Raw genomic sequence first — 17621 nt, 5'->3', positions numbered from 1 at the left:
CTGTGAAGATGAGGTCACCGGAATATTACGGAGAAATAGCTCTTTTCAGCATTAAATGAGGGGCAAATGGATTTTGCTGTCTATTACAACACATTCATCCAGCGTGCTCAGACTTCATGAGTGATTGATGTTACCGACAACGTCATTTGAAAAAATTATTGTTACAGCCAGATCACAGAGATAAACGACAAAATGGCACAAACAAACAACAATTTTACATTTTCGCGACCGCTTTGGCTGCTTTCTGGACCGTTTCAATGATATACTGCCAGTCGTTAATTCAAAAATAGTTGATAATTACAACAATCTATTGAGTTGAACGCTTTCCTTCGTAATTCGCAACTGGAACACGCACGCTATGAGTAAACCCATTGTGATGGAACGCGGTGTAAAATACCGCGATGCCGATAAGATGGCCCTTATCCCGGTTAAAAACGTGGCAACAGAGCGCGAAGCCCTGCTGCGCAAGCCGGAATGGATGAAAATCAAGCTTCCTGCAGACTCTACACGTATCCAGGGCATCAAAGCCGCAATGCGCAAAAATGGCCTGCATTCTGTCTGCGAGGAAGCCTCCTGCCCTAACCTGGCAGAATGCTTCAACCACGGTACAGCAACGTTTATGATCCTCGGCGCTATTTGTACCCGCCGTTGTCCGTTCTGTGACGTTGCCCACGGTCGCCCGGTAGCTCCGGATGCCAATGAGCCGGTGAAACTGGCGCAGACCATTGCCGATATGGCACTGCGTTATGTGGTTATCACCTCCGTTGACCGTGACGACCTGCGCGATGGCGGTGCCCAGCACTTTGCGGATTGCATTACTGCCATTCGAGAAAAAAGCCCGGAAATCAAAATTGAAACTCTGGTGCCGGATTTCCGTGGTCGTATGGATCGCGCGCTGGATATTCTGACCGCCACGCCGCCAGACGTGTTCAACCACAACCTGGAAAACGTGCCGCGTATTTACCGTCAGGTACGCCCGGGCGCGGATTACAACTGGTCGCTGAAACTTTTAGAACGCTTTAAAGAAGCGCATCCGGAAATCCCGACCAAATCGGGTTTAATGGTGGGTCTGGGCGAAACCAATGAAGAAATTATTGAAGTGATGCGAGATCTGCGTCGTCATGGTGTGACCATGTTAACGCTGGGGCAATATTTGCAGCCAAGCCGCCATCACCTGCCAGTTCAACGTTACGTTAGCCCGGATGAGTTCGACGAAATGAAAGCCGAGGCACTGGCGATGGGCTTTACCCATGCTGCATGTGGTCCGTTTGTCCGTTCTTCCTACCACGCTGATTTGCAGGCGAAAGGGATGGAAGTTAAGTAATCCCGTAATAATTACTTACATCTGTCTGATAAAAACCCGCTATCTGAAGCGGGTTTTTTTATCGAACAAGATATAGAGGGAGCGTCCTGCTCGCCACGTCACTCTTTATGAGAGAGCTTTTCAGCCTGAAGATCAACGTCTGCGCCTTTCTTCGCCGCAGCATCGTCATCATTCATCGCTTTCTTGAATCCTTTGATAGCCGCTCCAAGGTCTCCGCCCAGCGTACGTAACTTCTTAGTCCCAAACAGCAGAACGACCAGTGCCGCAACGACCAGCAGTTTGGTAATACTAATCTCACCCATAGATACCTTCTTGACATAAAACCGGCAACAGAACGCGCCTTAAAAACCAGAGAATATTAACGGTCATTCGACGCGCGCACACAATAGCAATCTGTAACAAGGTGAATCAAGCGCCGAATAAAAAAACATCATAATAATTGCGGTGGCGCAAACCGTCGGTTGTTTAAGACGGGGAGTTGTGCACGTACCTGACGCACGCGTTCAGGTGTCACTTCCGCCATGATTAAGGCCGGCATTTCTGCCGCCGCCGCAATGGTGACGCCAAAGGGATCGATAATCCGGCTTTGCCCGATATTTTTGTTCCCGCACTCCCCTGCCGCCACCATATAACAGGTGGTATCCAGAGCACGAGCAGCAAGCAACGTTGACCAGTGGTGCTCTTTGAGCGGTCCGCGAACCCAGGCTGCCGGAAGGACCAGGATTTCTGCTCCCTGTATAGCCTGTGCCAGCGCCAGCTCCGGAAAGCGTAAGTCATAGCAGGTCATAAGACCGACCTTCATGCCTTCGACCTCCAGTAACGGGGCTATTTCATTACCTGCATCAACATGACGCGACTCCTGAATGGAAAACGCATCATAAAGATGCAATTTGGCATAACGAGCGACAATTTTTCCTGCCTGAAGAGCCACCAGCATATTCCATGCTCGCCCCGGCGTAGAGGGAACATGAATCGTCAGAATCGTCGTCATCATGTTACGTTTACTTTCCCGCAATAAACGCCCGATAAATTGGCCTTCCAGCCGCTGCGCTGATTTAACAGATAGATCCGGATCATGATCGTCCCGCGCCAGCAAGGCTTCCGGCAGGACAAACAACGAGACGTCGTTTTCCGCCGCCTGCGCCATCAACGAGGCGCAAATTTCAGCGTTCTTTTCCCACACGGATGTAACAGCAAATTGTCCTGCGGCAACCAGCATTACCACCTCCTGCCAAAGTCGTAAAATTCGCCAACGATGATTATTCGGCGTTACACTTATCACTCATACAAATCAAATAGCAGGATTTTGCAGTGTTACAACTCCTTTTAGCAGTTTTTATTGGCGGTGGTACGGGAAGCGTGGCGAGATGGCTGTTAAGTATGCGATTTAACCCGCTGCATCAGGCGATTCCTTTGGGAACATTGGCAGCAAACCTGATCGGCGCATTCATCATAGGTATGGGATTTGCCTGGTTCAGTCGGATGACAAACATTGATCCAGTGTGGAAAGTATTAATCACCACCGGATTTTGTGGCGGGTTGACAACCTTCTCAACATTTTCAGCCGAAGTGGTGTTTTTGTTGCAGGAAGGGCGTTTTGGTTGGGCATTACTGAACGTCTTCGTAAACCTGTTAGGTTCTTTTGCCATGACTGCACTGGCTTTCTGGTTGTTTTCAGCATCAACCGCACACTAAAGACCAAAAAAAACCCGCTGATTAAGCGGGTTTTGAATTCTTGCTGACGTATCTTACAGAGCGATTACGTTTGCAGCAGAAGGGCCTTTGGCACCGTTAGTGATTTCGAACTCTACGCGCTGACCTTCAGCAAGAGTTTTAAAACCATTAGTCTGGATTGCAGAGAAGTGTACGAACACATCTTTGCTGCCGTCTTCCGGAGTAATGAAACCGAATCCTTTGGACTCATTAAACCACTTAACGTTACCTTTAATCTTAGACATCAAAATTACCTTTACATGAAAAATAGACACAAATGCTGTGTCGGTTACCAGTACACCAATTGTGGTACGCTTTGTCCAGTGCAACTTTGCTAAAAAGTGATAAAAGTCGCGTTATTTTTGGTGATACTTGCCTTACGCTATGATTTTTAAAGGTTTTGTAAAAACATAACTTGTCTAAAACTGAAACCGCATCCAGGCAAAGTAAACATTGCCATTGTTGTAGGTGCCAGGAATATAGGTCATCTGAAAAGTAGCCAGCTCATAGCCCACACAAACCAATGGCAGTACACCGGGACAGGTATGTCGTTTCCGTTATCACGCGTCGTTACGTACAAACCGTACCCGTTACTTTTCTCATCCCAACGCAACTGACCCAAACCGCTGCCCCACGATTTTTCGTTATAGCGATCGTTTTTTCTTTGTTATAAGCGAAAAGTGAATGCCAGGTTTTACCGAGATTCTATCTAAATGTAGTAATCCATAGATCCGTACCAGCAGAAACTTAGTCAACACGGATTCGCTCAATAAAAACAAGGGGAATTACGGCAATACATTTACTTGCGCCCATTAGTGGCCATAAAATATTTATCAGAAATCCACTGTCAGCATAGCTAAACTAAAATAAACAAACCTTAATTACTTCAACCTAAAGAACAAACTTAATATTTAATAGCGTTATACAAGAAAATATCATCAAATTATTCCGGAGACTTAAGTTGTATTTTTCTTTCATATAGCTGCTTAATCACAAAATTCATCCCAGCACGGTTCGCAATCTACAACAGAAAAAACCTTATTTTTTAACAAGATGAAATAATAAGTCAGCAAATAAACATCTCCTACACTCTCATCACGCGTATACAGAAAATCATTTTTTAAGTAAGAAAAGGTTCTCCCATCAAGCGATTAACAAAAGTGCATCAATTACTTATCAATTAGCATACATAACCACATTGATAAATACCGGTCATAAAAACGCATTTTGTTATTCAGGTATAAAAAACAAAAACATCAATGTATTAATGGTAGCTTTTCTTGATTTTAATCAGCATTCGCCACCCATTTATTCGGCATATTTTTTCTTTAGTCTTAGGAATTTGTTATTATTTACCTTGGAGTCTGGAACAGGAAAAATTATGCTGACATTCATTGAGCTCCTTATTGGAGTTATGGTTATTGTGGGTGTAGCTCGCTACATCATTAAAGGGTATTCCGCCACCGGGGTATTATTTGCAGGTGGTCTGTTATTGCTGATTATCAGTGCCATTATGGGGCACAAAGTTTTACCTGCCAGCCAGACTTCAACGGGCTATAGTGCCACGGATATCGTTGAATACATTAAAATATTGCTGATGAGTCGCGGTGGCGACCTTGGCATGATGATCATGATGCTGTGTGGTTTTGCCGCTTATATGACCCATATCGGCGCGAACGATATGGTCGTCAAGCTGGCGTCAAAACCGCTGCAGTACATAAACTCCCCTTACCTGCTGATGATTGCCGCCTATTTTGTTGCCTGCCTGATGTCACTGGCAGTTTCCTCCGCAACGGGCCTGGGCGTTTTACTGATGGCAACGTTGTTCCCGGTCATGGTGAATGTAGGTATTAGTCGCGGCGCGGCTGCTGCCATTTGCGCCTCACCGGCGGCAATTATTCTCGCACCAACTTCTGGTGATGTGGTGCTGGCGGCGCAGGCTTCCGAAATGCCGTTAATTGACTTCGCCTTCAAAACGACGCTGCCTATCTCAATTGCCGCAATTATCGGCATGGCGATAGCCCATTTTTTCTGGCAGCGTTATCTGGATAAAAAAGAGCACATCTCTCATGAAATGTTAGATGTCAGCGAAATCACTACCACCGCCCCCGCGTTTTACGCCATTCTGCCGTTCACACCGATCATTGGCGTGCTATTTTTTGACGGCAAATGGGGTCCGCAATTGCACATCATCACCATTCTGGTGATATGTATGCTGATTGCCTCCGTTCTGGAATTTATTCGCAGCTTTAATACACAAAAAGTCTTTTCTGGCCTCGAAGTGGCTTATCGCGGCATGGCTGATGCCTTCGCTAACGTGGTAATGCTATTAGTTGCTGCGGGGGTATTTGCCCAGGGACTTAGCACCATCGGTTTTATCCAGAGCCTGATCTCAATCGCTACCTCGTTTGGTTCAGCGAGCATTATCCTCATGCTGGTGTTGGTTATCCTGACGATGCTGGCGGCGGTGACTACGGGTTCCGGCAATGCGCCATTCTATGCATTCGTTGAGATGATCCCGAAACTGGCGCACTCTTCAGGCATTAACCCGGCATACCTGACTATTCCAATGCTACAGGCGTCAAACCTGGGTCGCACGATTTCGCCTGTCTCTGGCGTTGTGGTTGCGGTTGCCGGGATGGCAAAAATTTCGCCTTTTGAAGTGGTTAAACGCACCTCGGTGCCGGTGCTTGTTGGGCTGGTGATTGTCATCGTGGCTACAGAGTTGATTGTACCCGGAACAGCCGCCGCAGTTACAGGTAAATAATTCTCCTTGCCGGAGGTATGCTTCCTCCGGCACTCTCTTCAGCCACTGTGGTAAATGCGCTGCGGCCTGCCAACTTTACCGTGAACAATTTCAGCAATAACAAGATGGCGGCTGGCGCAATATTCAAGATAACGTCTGGCGGTAGTGCGACTGATGGTCAATGCCTGCGCTACCGTCTCCGCCGTATGTTGCACACCTGGCTCTTTGAAAAGTTTCCGCACTGCGTTAAGTGTCAACGCATCAATACCAGTCGGAAGATCGTCCTTCGGTTCGCCACGCGCATAAGCGTTAAACATCTCATCAATTTGCTTCTGACTGGCACTATCAATACTTTCCAGCATATGTTTACGCTGGCGAAAACGGGTCAATGTCTGTCCCAGACGCTCATAAGCAATTGGCTTGATCAGATAATCAAACACACCACAGCGTACTGCTTCAGATACCGTTTCCATATCGCTGGCAGCAGTAGTAAACACCACGTCACCGGGATAATGCGCCTGCACCAGTTCATGCAGTAAATTAATACCTCTACCGTCAGGGAGATAGTTATCCAGCAGGATAAGCCCCGGCTTAAAACGCTCGATCATCATTCGGGCCTGCGCCAGGTTTCCCGCCAGCAATATCTGACTGAATCCGGGAATATGACGAATATATTCCGCATGCATCTCTGCCAGCGGCGTTTCGTCCTCAACGATCAATAGAGTTAATGGAGCTGTCATTAGGTTTCACTTTCGGAATATAGATTGAAAATAAAGTACCGCAGGGGTCATTCTCTTCAAGAGTGATAACTCCACCGCAGCGCGTTACATAGCTGGCAATAAGATACAACCCAATGCCATGCTCACCGGGTTCATCAGCACGCGTACTGACGCCCTGCTCAAATATTTTGTCGCGCAGAGCCTCTGGGACACCGCAACCCTGATCGGCGACTTCTATCACCACATCATCGCCTTCATCACTCAAATATAACTCGACTATCTTATTCCCTTCATCGCTGCGCAAACTGGCTTCGAAAGCGTTATCGAGTAAGTTGCCCACAATCGCCGCAAACTCAGTACTGTCCAGCCCTGGCGGCAGTTGAGAAAGCTGGCTGCCGGGGACGATTGTCATTTTTAGCCCCAGTTCGCGGGCGCGCTGTACTTTACCAAACAACAGCCCCGCCACCTGGCGATCGGCAAAGGCTTCGCGCAGACTGTCAATAAGCTGTTGCTGAGCCTGGGACTCCCCCTGAACCATCGCCAGCACGCGATCATACTCTTTCATCTGCAACAGACCATTGAGCGTAGACATCCAATTGAGATGTTCATGACGCAATGTGCGCAGGCTTTCGACATATTGTTTAATTTGCGTCAGTTGTGCATTGAGGGTGGAAATTTCGTCTTTACTACGAAAGCTGATAATTGCCCCCAGCAAATCGTCACCAGAACGAATAGCCTCCCGATTAGCAATGACGCTCAGGCCGTTAAAATTTGTCACCACATCCTGGCGTTTTTCATCAATCTGCTCGGTGAAGAAATCGGCGGGTCTGACCACCTCTGCAATGGGTTTGCCCAGCCACTGCCGCCCAGGGGAACTCAGCCCCAGCATTTTTCTTGCGTTACGGTTGATGGCGGTTATGTCACCGTGCGGATCCACTGCAATCAGCCCTTCATAAACCGAACTAAACAGCGCCTCTTGCTGACGAACAACCCGCGCAATTTGCTTCGGTTCCATCCCCATCATCTGGCGGCGGATATGTGCGGCTAAGAACCACGACAACAGCATCAGAATACCCAGTAGCACGACAAATACGCCGGCCATTGGTAATAAAAATTCGGCGCGCCAGCTATCGATTTTACTGACCAGATAACCCACCGACACCACGCCGATGACTTTGCCATCATCATCAAAGATCGGTGTTTTGGCACGCATCGCCATACCTATCGACCCTTTACCCGTGATGAAGTAGCTCTCCCCTTTCTCCAGCGCGCCGGGTTTGGTGAATTGCATAGGATAACCAATTTTCTCGGGATTAGGATGGTAAAGGCGGATCGAGTTGCGGTCACCTATCACCACATAGTCAAAATCAGTATCTCTTTGTAATTTATCGGCAATGGTCGCCAGCCGTTTGTAATTACGCGCTTTAACCGCCGTGATGATGCTGTCATTGGAGGCAATAATTTTCGCCTGATTCATTGCCATATCGCGCACATGAAGCGTTAAATAGTCCTCAAAACTGGCCGTAAAATATTGCGCCAGTGCTGCGATGACAAATATTGAGAACACCAGAATCAGCAGGAAGATACGCAACGGAAATGCCAGTCGTTCGAAAAAAGCAAACTGTTTATTCTCATTAAACTGCAACATTGTTTTCCTTGCGGGGTAAACCCTGTCTTTTGGTGAATGTAATTAAAATGTTGAATCTCGATATATAAAAATCAAATATGATCGTGGCAAAATTCATTCATTAAATCAATTAAATAACTTAAAACCACGCACCAATCCGCAATTACATTAATTAAAAAACTTAAAACCATTAAATAAATAAAAAACCACTAACTCTATGTGAAATAAATCAAAATTTCACGCCGCAATACTCCTTAGGATGTATGGCAAAAGGAGAAACAGATATACCTCGCTCGCTGCCCTTTCTCCCAACTGAAAATAAAAGGTTATCAGTTTGCAACACTGACTAACATTCATTGCAAATTGATAACAACACATACCTTCAGGATATGACTTATTATGTTCGGCAATGATATTTTCACCCGGGTAAAACGTTCAGAAAATAAAAAAATGGCAGAAATTGCCCAATTTCTGCATGACAATGATTTGAGCGTTGACACAACAGTCGAAGTATTTATTACCGTAACCCGCAATGAAAAGCTTATCGCTTGCGGTGGAATCGCCGGAAATATTATTAAGTGCGTCGCTATCAGCGAATCTGTTCGCGGTGAAGGACTGGCGCTGACATTAGCCACCGAACTGATAAACCTCGCCTATGAACGGCACAGCACGCATCTGTTTATTTATACCAAAATCGAATACGAGGCGCTGTTCCGCCAGTGCGGTTTTTACACGCTGACCAGCGTACCAGGCGTGATGGTGTTGATGGAAAACAGTGCCACACGTCTGAAACGCTATGCCGAGTCACTAAAAAAATTTCGTCATGAAGGGAACAAAATTGGCTGCATTGTGATGAACGCCAATCCCTTTACTAACGGTCACCGTTATCTGATTCAACAGGCAGCGGCACAGTGTGACTGGCTGCATCTGTTTTTAGTCAAAGAAGATTCTTCGCGCTTTCCCTATGAAGACCGGCTGGATCTGGTGTTGAAAGGCACCGCCGATATTCCGCGCCTGACCGTGCATCGCGGCTCCGAATACATCATCTCCCGCGCCACGTTCCCCTGCTACTTCATTAAAGAACAGAGCGTCATTAACCATTGCTACACCGAAATTGATCTGAAGATTTTCCGTCAGTACCTCGCTCCAGCATTGGGCGTTACCCATCGCTTTGTCGGTACTGAACCTTATTGCCGCGTGACCGCCCAGTACAACCAGGATATGCGCTACTGGCTGGAAACACCGACTATCTCCGCACCGCCCATTGAACTGGTTGAAATTGAGCGGCTGCGTTACCAGGAGATGCCGATATCCGCTTCCCGGGTACGCCAACTGCTGGTGAAAAACGATCTCACGGCTATCGCGCCGCTGGTTCCGGCAGCCACGCTGCATTACTTGCAGAATCTGCTTGAACACTCCCGTCAGGACGCGGCAGCTCGTCAAAAGACCCCCGCATGAGAAACAGGTGAAAAATGAAAATAAACCAGCCCGCCGTTGCAGGCACCCTTGAGTCTGGGGATGTGATGATACGCATCGCCCCGCTCGATACGCAGGATATCGACCTGCAAATCAACAGCAGCGTTGAGAAACAGTTTGGTGATGCGATTCGCACCACCATCCTGGACGTTCTCGCCCGCTATAACGTGCGCGGCGTACAGCTGAATGTCGATGACAAAGGCGCACTGGACTGCATTTTACGTGCACGACTGGAAGCCCTGCTGGCGCGCGCCAGCGGTATCCCGGCTCTGCCATGGGAGGATTGCCAATGATTTCCGCTTCGCTGCAACAACGTAAAACCCGCACCCGCCGCAGCATGTTGTTTGTGCCTGGCGCTAATGCCGCGATGGTCAGCAACTCTTTCATCTACCCGGCTGATGCCTTGATGTTTGACCTCGAAGACTCCGTGGCGCTGCGTGAAAAAGACACCGCTCGCCGCATGGTCTACCACGCACTGCAACATCCTCTGTATCGCGACATTGAAACCATTGTGCGTGTAAACGCGCTGGATTCCGAATGGGGTGTTAACGACCTGGAAGCTGTCGTTCGCGGCGGTGCAGACGTTGTGCGTCTGCCGAAAACTGATACCGCTCAGGATGTGCTGGATATCGAAAAAGAGATCCTGCGTATTGAAAAAGCCTGTGGACGCGAACCGGGCAGCACCGGTTTGCTGGCGGCAATTGAATCTCCGCTGGGTATTACCCGCGCGGTAGAAATCGCTCACGCATCTGAACGTTTAATCGGTATCGCGCTGGGCGCGGAAGACTACGTGCGTAACCTGCGCACTGAACGCTCACCGGAAGGTACGGAACTGCTGTTCGCTCGCTGCTCCATTTTGCAAGCCGCGCGCTCTGCCGGTATCCAGGCGTTCGATACCGTCTATTCCGACGCCAACAACGAAGCCGGATTCCTGCAAGAAGCCGCCCACATCAAACAGCTGGGCTTTGACGGCAAATCGCTGATCAACCCGCGTCAGATTGATCTGCTCCACAACCTCTACGCACCAACCCAGAAAGAAGTGGATCACGCACGCCGCGTCGTAGAAGCCGCTGAAGCCGCCGCTCGCGAAGGCCTCGGTGTGGTTTCCCTGAACGGCAAGATGGTTGACGGTCCGGTTATCGATCGTGCCCGTCTGGTGCTCTCCCGCGCAGAACTTTCCGGCATCCGCGAAGAATAAGGCAATCAAAATGACGCAGAAAATTGAACAATCTCAACGACAAGAACGGGTAGCGGCCTGGAATCGTCGCGCTGAATGCGATCTTGCCGCTTTCCAGAACTCGCCAAAGCAAACCTACCAGGCTGAAAAAGCGCGCGATCGCAAACTGTGCGCCAACCTGGAAGACGCTATTCGTCGTTCTGGTTTAAAGGACGGCATGACCGTCTCCTTCCACCACGCTTTCCGTGGCGGTGACCTGACCGTCAATATGGTGATGGACGTCATCGCGAAGATGGGCTTTAAAAACCTGACACTGGCGTCCAGCTCTTTGAGCGACTGCCATGCACCGCTGGTAGAACATATTCGTCAGGGTGTGGTCACCCGCATTTATACCTCTGGTCTGCGCGGCCCACTGGCGGAAGAAATCTCCCGTGGTCTGCTGGCTGAACCGGTACAAATCCACTCTCACGGCGGTCGTGTACATCTGGTACAGAGCGGTGAACTGAATATCGACGTGGCTTTTCTCGGCGTCCCGTCCTGTGATGAATTCGGTAATGCCAACGGTTACACCGGTAAAGCCTGCTGCGGCTCCCTTGGCTATGCGATGGTCGATGCCGACAATGCGAAACAAGTAGTCATGCTCACCGAGGAACTGCTGCCTTATCCGCATAACCCGGCCAGTATTGAACAGGATCAGGTTGATCTGATCGTCAAAGTTGATCGCGTTGGCGATGCCGCAAAAATCGGCGCAGGCGCGACCCGTATGACCACTAACCCGCGCGAACTGCTGATTGCCCGCAGCGCAGCAGATGTGATTGTCAACTCTGGCTACTTCAAAGAAGGTTTTTCCATGCAGACAGGCACCGGCGGCGCTTCGCTTGCGGTAACCCGTTTTCTGGAAGACAAAATGCGTAGCCGCGATATTCGCGCCGACTTCGCCCTCGGCGGCATTACCGCAACGATGGTTGATCTGCACGAAAAAGGGCTGATCCGCAAACTGCTGGATGTGCAGAGCTTTGACAGCCACGCTGCGCAATCGCTGGCTCGTAACCCGAATCATATCGAAATCAGCGCCAACCAGTACGCCAACTGGGGTTCGAAAGGTGCATCGGTTGATCGTCTCGACGTGGTGGTACTGAGCGCGCTGGAAATTGACACCCAGTTCAACGTCAACGTGCTGACTGGCTCTGACGGCGTACTGCGTGGCGCTTCCGGCGGTCACTGCGATACCGCGATTGCATCCGCCCTTTCCATCATCGTCGCACCGCTGGTACGCGGTCGTATTCCGACTCTGGTGGATAACGTGCTGACCTGCATCACCCCGGGTTCCAGCGTCGATATCCTGGTTACCGACCACGGTATCGCTGTTAACCCGGCACGTCCTGAACTGGCAGAACGTCTGCAGGAAGCGGGCATTAAAGTGGTTTCCATTGAGTGGCTGCGCGAACGTGCGCGTCTGTTGACCGGTGAACCACAGCCGATTGAATTCACCGACCGCGTCGTTGCCGTCGTGCGTTACCGCGATGGCTCAGTGATTGATGTTGTACATCAGGTGAAGGAATAAGCCATGCACCTGCTCCCTGAACTCGCCAGCCACCATGCGGTTTCGATTCCCGAGTTGCTCATCAGCCGGGATGAAAGGCAAGCACGGCAACACGCCTGGCTCAAGCGCCATCCTGTTCCACTGGTCTCCTTTACCGTGGTTGCGCCTGGGCCGATTAAAGACAGCGAGGTCACACGCCGGATTTTTAATCATGGCGTGACTGCCCTGCGTGCTTTAGCCGCAAAACAGGGCTGGCAAATTCAGGAGCAGGCTGCACTGGTTTCCGCCAGCGGGCCGGAGGGCATGTTGAGCATTGCCGCACCGGCTCGCGACCTCAAGCTCGCCACCATTGAGCTTGAACATAGTCATGCTCTTGGACGTTTGTGGGATATCGATGTCCTGACGCCCGAAGGCGAAATTCTCTCCCGCCACAATTATTCACTGCCGCCTCGCCGCTGCCTGTTGTGCGAGCAAAGTGCGGCAGTTTGTGCGCGTGGGAAAACCCACCAACTGACCGATTTACTCAACCGTATGGAGGCGCTGCTGAACGATGTCGATACCTGCAACGTCAACTAAAACCACAAAGCTTGCGACGTCATTAATCAATGACTACGCCCTGCTGGGCTGGCGCGCCATGCTGACTGAAGTCAATCTGTCACCGAAACCCGGTCTCGTGGATCGCATTAACTGCGGTGCGCACAAAGATATGTCGCTGGAAGATTTCCACCGTAGCGCGCTGGCGATTCAGGGCTGGCTACCACGTTTCATTGAATTTGGTGCCTGTAGTGCAGAAATGGCACCAGAATCAGTACTCAGCGGATTACGCCCAATTGGTATGGCCTGCGAAGGCGATATGTTCCGCGCTACCGCTGGTGTAAACACCCATAAAGGCAGTATTTTTTCTTTAGGGCTGATGTGTGCGGCAATTGGTCGTTTGCTTCAGCTCAACCAGCCGGTAATGCCCAAAACCGTTTGTGCGACGGCAGCCAGTTTCTGCCGTGGTCTAACCGATCGCGAACTGCGCACCAATAATCCACAACTAACGGCAGGCCAACGGTTATATCAGCAACTTGGTCTTACCGGTGCGCGCGGTGAAGCCGAAGCGGGCTACCCGCTGGTTATCAACCGCGCCCTCCCGCATTACCTCACTCTGCTGGATCAGGGGCTGGATCCTGAACTGGCATTGCTCGATACCTTATTGCTACTGATGGCGATCAACGGCGATACCAACGTCGCATCGCGCGGTGGCGAGGGGGGCCTGCGCTGGCTACAGCGCCAGGCGCAAACATTATTGCAAAAAGGGGGCATCCGAACCCCCGCCGATCTCGATTATCTCCGGCAGTTCGACAGGGAGTGTATCGAACGAAATCTCAGTCCAGGCGGCAGCGCCGACCTGCTGATCCTTACCTGGTTTTTAGCACAGATTTAATAATTTAAGCACTTGATAAATTTGGAAATATTAATTTTCGGAGAACCCGTATGTCTTTAGCAAAAGATAAGATATGGAAATTATTGGCCCCACTGGTGGTGATGGGCGTCATGTTTCTTATCCCTGTACCCGACGGTATGCCGCCGCAGGCATGGCATTACTTCGCCGTGTTTGTGGCAATGATTGTCGGCATGATCCTCGAGCCAATTCCGGCAACGGCGATCAGTTTTATTGCAGTGACTATTTGCGTTATTGGCAGTAATTACCTGCTCTTTGACGCCAAAGAATTAGCTGACCCCGCTTTTAATGCCCAAAAACAGGCACTGAAATGGGGACTGGCTGGCTTTTCCAGTACCACTGTCTGGCTGGTATTTGGCGCATTTATCTTTGCATTAGGGTATGAAGTTTCCGGATTAGGCCGTCGTATTGCCCTTTTCCTGGTGAAATTCATGGGCAAACGCACGCTGACGTTGGGTTATGCAATTGTCATTATCGACATTCTGCTGGCTCCGTTTACACCGTCTAACACCGCACGTACCGGGGGTACGGTTTTCCCGGTCATTAAAAACCTGCCGCCGCTGTTTAAATCATTCCCGAACGATCCGTCCGCGCGTCGTATTGGCGGCTATTTAATGTGGATGATGGTCATCAGTACCAGTCTGAGTTCCTCCATGTTTGTCACCGGTGCGGCACCGAACGTGCTGGGTCTGGAGTTCGTCAGCAAAATTGCCGGTATCCAGATTAGCTGGTTGCAGTGGTTCCTCTGCTTCCTGCCTGTTGGGGTTATCTTACTTATCATTGCACCGTGGCTTTCCTACGTGCTGTACAAACCGGAAGTCACTCATAGTGAAGAAGTGGCAACCTGGGCAGGCGACGAGCTGAAAACTATGGGGCGCCTGACTCGCAGAGAGTGGACGCTGATTGGTCTTGTTCTGCTCAGCTTAGGTTTGTGGGTATTTGGTAGTGAAGTGATTAACGCCACTGCGGTTGGCCTGCTGGCAGTTTCGCTGATGCTGGCGCTGCACGTTGTGCCGTGGAAAGACATTACCCGCTATAACAGCGCATGGAACACGCTGGTTAACCTGGCAACGCTGGTTGTCATGGCTAATGGCCTGACCCGTTCTGGCTTTATCGACTGGTTCGCCAGCACCATGAGTACGCACCTGGAAGGTTTCTCACCACACGCAACAGTGATTGTACTGGTTCTGGTCTTCTACTTTGCACACTACCTGTTTGCCAGCCTGTCTGCGCATACCGCAACTATGCTGCCAGTCATTCTGGCCGTCGGTAAAGGGATTCTGGGCGTACCAATGGAACAACTGTGTATCCTGCTGGTGCTGTCTATCGGTATCATGGGCTGTCTGACGCCGTATGCAACCGGTCCTGGGGTGATTATTTACGGCTGTGGCTATGTGAAATCGAAAGATTACTGGCGTCTTGGCGCTATCTTCGGGGTGATTTATATTGCCATGCTGCTTCTGGTAGGCTGGCCGATTCTCGCCATGTGGAACTAATACGTTCGTCAAACGCTGAATAAATCATCACGCCCGCCAGGTACCCCCACCTGGCGGGCTTTTTTATGATTTAATAGATAGTATTCAGTGTATGTATGAGTTCCACACCCATTATGAAAGCATTCTGGCGTAACGCCGCTTTACTGACGGCTTCTCTGCTCTCCTTATCTTCTGTCAACGCCGCTGCGTTGCAGGCAAAACAGTATGGCGATTTTGACCGCTATGTCCTGGCTCTCTCCTGGCAAACAGGATTTTGCCAGAGTCAACACGATCGAAATCGTAACGAACGAGATGAATGTCGCCTGCAAACCGAAACGACCAACAAAGCTGATTTTCTGACCGTACATGGCCTGTGGCCGGGGTTGCCAAAATCAGTCGCAGCGCGTGGCGTTGATGAACGCCGCTGGATGCGCTTCGGCTGCGCCACTCGTCCAATCCCGAACTTGCCGGAAGCTCGCGCCAGCCGGATGTGTTCATCACCGGAAACCGGGTTATCGCTGGAAACCGCAGCTAAACTGAGTGAAGTTATGCCAGGGGCTGGCGGACGCTCCTGTCTGGAACGTTACGAATACGCGAAACATGGTGCCTGTTTTGGTTTTGACCCGGACGCTTATTTCGGCACGATGGTGCGTCTGAATCAAGAAATTAAAGAGAGCACAGCCGGAAAATTCCTTGCGGATAACTACGGTAAAACCGTAAGCCGCAGTGACTTTGACGCGGCCTTTGCCAAAAGCTGGGGGAAAGAGAACGTCAAAGCGGTCAAGTTAACGTGCCAGGGTAACCCGGCGTATTTGACTGAAATCCAGATTTCGATAAAAGCTGACGCCATCAACGCACCGCTCTCAGCAAACTCATTCTTACCACAACCACACCCTGGCAACTGTGGCAAAGCCTTTGTGATTGATAAAGTGGGTTATTAATCATCTGATCTGTAAAACGTCGTCGCGCGTTTTACGTAAAACATGATGATTAATATATATACATAATGCGCTGCATTGAGGAATTACCTGAATGTGACGTATATCACTTCAAAGAGTGAGCAACAGTCAGTATCATCATATGAGTTAAACCCTCGCCGCCTGACGGTGAGGGTTTTCTTTTGGGTATGTTTATCTGCGACACTCGCAGTACCGACGACATGGAGTAAAAATGTCCAGACCAACTATCATCATTAACGACCTGGATGCCGAACGCATCGATATTCTGCTGGAGCAACCCGCCTATGCCGGTTTGCCAATCGCCGACGCGTTAAACGCAGAGTTGGATCGCGCCCAAATGTGTCGGCCAGAAGAGATGCCACACGACGTGGTGACGATGAACAGCCGGGTAAAATTCCGCAATCTTAGCGATGGCGAAGTGCGTGTACGCACACTGGTGTATCCGGCCAAAATGACCGACAGCAATACTCAGCTTTCCGTGATGGCTCCGGTGGGTGCCGCACTGCTGGGACTTCGCGTTGGCGATACCATTCACTGGGAACTTCCGGGCGGCACCGCAACCCACCTTGAAGTGCTGGAACTCGAATACCAGCCTGAAGCCGCTGGCGACTACCTGCTTTAATCCCATCTGCACAAGCGTTTACTCGCTTTGCCCAGAGGATGCATCCGCATCCTCTTTCTGTTCAAATATCAACCAGACTTATCATTTTGCTCTTCCCCGCTACGTTCTAATCTGAACTGGTTATCAACCTGCGGACTCCATTATGAGTGAAGCTCTTGGTATTACAGTATTTTATATTTTCATCGCGGCAATACTTGTTGTCGCGGTGCTATACCTTGAGCAACACTGGTAGTGTTTATGTGAATATATTTTACCAATCAATACTTAATAGATATAAAATCAACGTCGCAAATCACAGAACTGCAATCAATAATGTGATGTTATGTATTCATGCAACAGCAAGGAGAGAATGCTTATGTACAAAACAATCATTATGCCGGTAGACGTATTTGAAATGGAATTAAGCGACAAAGCCGTTCGTCATGCTGAATTTCTCGCCCAGGATGATGGTGTAATTCATTTACTCCATGTATTACCTGGCGCCGCAAGCCTTAGTCTGCACCGTTTTGCTGCCGATGTGCGTCGTTTCGAAGAGCATTTGCAACATGAGGCGGAAGAACGCCTGCAGACAATGGTTGGTCATTTCAATATTGATCCCTCCCGTATCAAAACTCATGTACGTTTTGGTAGCGTGCGAGATGAGGTGAACGAGTTAGCCAAAGAACTGAATGCAGATGTCGTGGTTATCGGTTCACGTAATCCATCAATTTCAACTCATCTGTTAGGATCTAATGCTTCCAGTGTGATCCGCCACACCAACCTGCCTGTATTAGTCGTTCGTTAACAGATTAAC

The 17621-nt window shown here is 49.7% G+C and carries 19 protein-coding genes and 1 pseudogene; 14 read left to right on the top strand and 6 right to left on the bottom strand.

Going from position 1 to position 17621, the window contains the following annotated elements; translation table 11 throughout:
- Window positions 1-358 precede the first annotated feature (358 nt).
- Entirely contained in the window at window positions 359-1324 is a 966-nt protein-coding gene (lipA, locus tag EQY_RS0104970; RefSeq protein ID WP_000042625.1) for a lipoyl synthase, read from the top strand.
- A 98-nt stretch (window positions 1325-1422) separates the two neighbouring features.
- Here lipA and tatE read toward each other — a convergent pair whose 3' ends face one another.
- A complete protein-coding gene (gene tatE, locus EQY_RS0104965; protein ID WP_000503931.1) occupies window positions 1423-1626 on the bottom strand; it encodes a twin-arginine translocase subunit TatE in 204 nt (67 codons plus the stop codon).
- Window positions 1627-1754: 128 nt separating this feature from the next.
- Window positions 1755-2543 carry a deaminated glutathione amidase gene (locus tag EQY_RS0104960; protein ID WP_024212406.1) on the bottom strand — a complete coding sequence of 263 codons (789 nt, stop codon included), beginning with the start codon at window positions 2541-2543 and terminating at the stop codon, window positions 1755-1757.
- 92 nt (window positions 2544-2635) lie between these two features.
- On the opposite strand from EQY_RS0104960, the gene crcB reads away from it, so the two are divergent.
- Window positions 2636-3019, top strand: coding sequence for a fluoride efflux transporter CrcB (gene crcB, locus EQY_RS0104955; protein ID WP_000939738.1), 384 nt, complete (start codon window positions 2636-2638; stop codon window positions 3017-3019).
- Between the two features lie 53 nt (window positions 3020-3072).
- Here the strand turns inward: crcB and cspE are convergent, their stop codons facing one another.
- Entirely contained in the window at window positions 3073-3282 is a 210-nt protein-coding gene (gene cspE / locus EQY_RS0104950) for a transcription antiterminator/RNA stability regulator CspE (protein ID WP_000034825.1), read from the bottom strand.
- A 174-nt stretch (window positions 3283-3456) separates the two neighbouring features.
- Window positions 3457-3730, bottom strand: a pseudogene (gene pagP / locus EQY_RS27200) (lipid IV(A) palmitoyltransferase PagP); the annotation flags it as partial.
- 688 nt (window positions 3731-4418) lie between these two features.
- Between pagP and dcuC the strand changes: the two are divergent.
- Window positions 4419-5804: an anaerobic C4-dicarboxylate transporter DcuC gene (dcuC, locus tag EQY_RS0104940; protein ID WP_000955045.1), complete on the top strand. Its 1386-nt coding sequence runs from the start codon at window positions 4419-4421 to the stop codon at window positions 5802-5804.
- Window positions 5805-5842: 38 nt separating this feature from the next.
- On the opposite strand, the gene dpiA is transcribed toward dcuC, so the two are convergent.
- Both dpiA and dpiB read right to left on the bottom strand, forming a co-directional pair.
- On the bottom strand, window positions 5843-6523 hold the full coding sequence (dpiA, locus tag EQY_RS0104935) for a two-component response regulator DpiA (RefSeq protein ID WP_000126493.1): 681 nt from the start codon (window positions 6521-6523) through the stop codon (window positions 5843-5845).
- Window positions 6492-8150, bottom strand: coding sequence for a sensor histidine kinase DpiB (gene dpiB, locus EQY_RS0104930; RefSeq protein WP_000938911.1), 1659 nt, complete (start codon window positions 8148-8150; stop codon window positions 6492-6494). Before dpiB ends, dpiA begins: the two co-directional genes overlap by 32 nt.
- A gap of 378 nt (window positions 8151-8528) precedes the next feature.
- On the opposite strand from dpiB, the gene citC reads away from it, so the two are divergent.
- The 11 genes from citC (at window position 8529) to uspG (ending at window position 17612) form a co-directional block, all read left to right on the top strand.
- Window positions 8529-9587: a [citrate (pro-3S)-lyase] ligase gene (citC, locus tag EQY_RS0104925; protein WP_000467676.1), complete on the top strand. Its 1059-nt coding sequence runs from the start codon at window positions 8529-8531 to the stop codon at window positions 9585-9587.
- A gap of 14 nt (window positions 9588-9601) precedes the next feature.
- Entirely contained in the window at window positions 9602-9898 is a 297-nt protein-coding gene (citD, locus tag EQY_RS0104920; protein ID WP_000700703.1) for a citrate lyase acyl carrier protein, read from the top strand.
- The gene (gene citE / locus EQY_RS0104915) at window positions 9895-10803 is read left to right on the top strand and encodes a citrate (pro-3S)-lyase subunit beta (protein ID WP_000622357.1); all 909 of its coding nucleotides are present in this window, start codon (window positions 9895-9897) and stop codon (window positions 10801-10803) included. The genes citD and citE overlap by 4 nt, the downstream gene beginning before the upstream one ends.
- 10 nt (window positions 10804-10813) lie before the next feature.
- Window positions 10814-12346 carry a citrate lyase subunit alpha gene (gene citF / locus EQY_RS0104910; protein ID WP_000192233.1) on the top strand — a complete coding sequence of 511 codons (1533 nt, stop codon included), beginning with the start codon at window positions 10814-10816 and terminating at the stop codon, window positions 12344-12346.
- Between the two features lie 3 nt (window positions 12347-12349).
- On the top strand, window positions 12350-12901 hold the full coding sequence (gene citX / locus EQY_RS0104905; RefSeq protein ID WP_000550393.1) for a citrate lyase holo-[acyl-carrier protein] synthase: 552 nt from the start codon (window positions 12350-12352) through the stop codon (window positions 12899-12901).
- On the top strand, window positions 12876-13754 hold the full coding sequence (citG, locus tag EQY_RS0104900) for a triphosphoribosyl-dephospho-CoA synthase CitG (protein WP_000026691.1): 879 nt from the start codon (window positions 12876-12878) through the stop codon (window positions 13752-13754). The genes citX and citG overlap by 26 nt, the downstream gene beginning before the upstream one ends.
- A 50-nt stretch (window positions 13755-13804) precedes the next feature.
- Window positions 13805-15268: a citrate/succinate antiporter CitT gene (citT, locus tag EQY_RS0104895; RefSeq protein WP_000050311.1), complete on the top strand. Its 1464-nt coding sequence runs from the start codon at window positions 13805-13807 to the stop codon at window positions 15266-15268.
- Window positions 15269-15381: 113 nt separating this feature from the next.
- Entirely contained in the window at window positions 15382-16188 is an 807-nt protein-coding gene (rna, locus tag EQY_RS0104890; RefSeq protein ID WP_010346591.1) for a ribonuclease I, read from the top strand.
- A gap of 229 nt (window positions 16189-16417) precedes the next feature.
- Complete coding sequence (gene rnk, locus EQY_RS0104885; RefSeq protein WP_000089725.1) at window positions 16418-16828, top strand: nucleoside diphosphate kinase regulator; 411 nt, start codon at window positions 16418-16420, stop codon at window positions 16826-16828.
- A 142-nt stretch (window positions 16829-16970) separates the two neighbouring features.
- Window positions 16971-17060 (top strand): small membrane protein YldA, encoded by a 90-nt coding sequence (gene yldA / locus EQY_RS27275; RefSeq protein ID WP_016159109.1) that lies wholly within the window; start codon window positions 16971-16973, stop codon window positions 17058-17060.
- Between the two features lie 123 nt (window positions 17061-17183).
- The gene (gene uspG, locus EQY_RS0104880) at window positions 17184-17612 is read left to right on the top strand and encodes a universal stress protein UspG (protein ID WP_010346594.1); all 429 of its coding nucleotides are present in this window, start codon (window positions 17184-17186) and stop codon (window positions 17610-17612) included.
- Window positions 17613-17621: the final 9 nt, after the last annotated feature.

It is taken from the genome of Escherichia sp. TW14182 (assembly GCF_000208525.1).
GTDB classification, from domain to species: domain Bacteria; phylum Pseudomonadota; class Gammaproteobacteria; order Enterobacterales; family Enterobacteriaceae; genus Escherichia; species Escherichia ruysiae.
The sequence above is the reverse complement of the archived record's forward strand: the minus strand, read 5'-3'. Positions and strand labels throughout refer to the sequence as shown.